The sequence below is a fragment of the Deferrisoma palaeochoriense genome (genome assembly GCF_054656955.1).
On the sequence record NZ_BAAHXI010000159.1, the window covers coordinates 1 to 813 of the forward strand.

The 813-nt window shown below is 71.0% G+C and carries 1 protein-coding gene; it reads left to right on the forward strand.

Translation table 11 applies throughout. The features are described 5' to 3' along the window. Window positions 1-241: PIN domain-containing protein (locus ACYQ8L_RS18515; RefSeq protein WP_459943298.1), on the forward strand; the 241-nt coding region annotated here is incomplete at its 5' end. Between the last annotated feature and the right edge of the window lie 572 nt (window positions 242-813).

The following is an 813-nucleotide window of genomic DNA, read 5'->3' on the forward strand; positions in this document are numbered from 1 at the left end:
CGAGCGGTTGAGGGCGGCCACGGAGCACCCCGCCCACCGATTCTGGGCCGCCGACGTGAGCCTCCTCGACACCGGACGCGTCCGCTGGTCCAGGCTGGTGGGGCACCGGCAGGTTACGGACGCTTACCTCCTGGCCCTGGCCGTGAAGAACGGGGGCCGGTTCGTGACCTTCGACCGAAGGGTCGCGCTCGACGCGGTCACCGACGCCCGGCCAGAGCACCTGGTGGTGATCGGGGAGTAACCCGGGCCCCGCGAACCCGGCGGGGCGAACCGGGTCGCCTGGGGGATCCCGCGAGCGCCTGAACCGCCCGCCCCGGGCCGGCCGACCTCCCATCCACGACGAACGACCCACGACCTGCGGCAGTTCCCCCCTCGTCACCCGTCACGCGTCACGCGTCACCGCATTTCCCCCCCGTCACCGATCACCCGTCACGGCCTTTCCGCCCGTCACGGCCCTTGGCCCCCGTCCCCGATCACGCGTCACGCGTCACGGCCTTTCCCCCCGCTTGTCCCCAACCCCCGTTTTCCGTATCATTCGGCGTCCGCCGGAGCACGAGGGGGACTGATCGCCCTTCCCGCGGTTCCGGCATCCCGGCCTCCTAGCATTCAAGCTTCCGGCCTTCCAGCCGAATCCCAGGGAGGGGCACCGGTCGTGAGCGTACCAGAACGCCAACCCCGGCCCTACGATTCCCGACCCATGAGCCAGGGCTTCCGAAGACCCGAGGCGGTTCTCGCGACTTGCGACGAGCGGCAGTCCCCGCCGGTCACTCGTCACCGATCACGCGTCACGGCCTTTCCCACCCGTCACGGCAC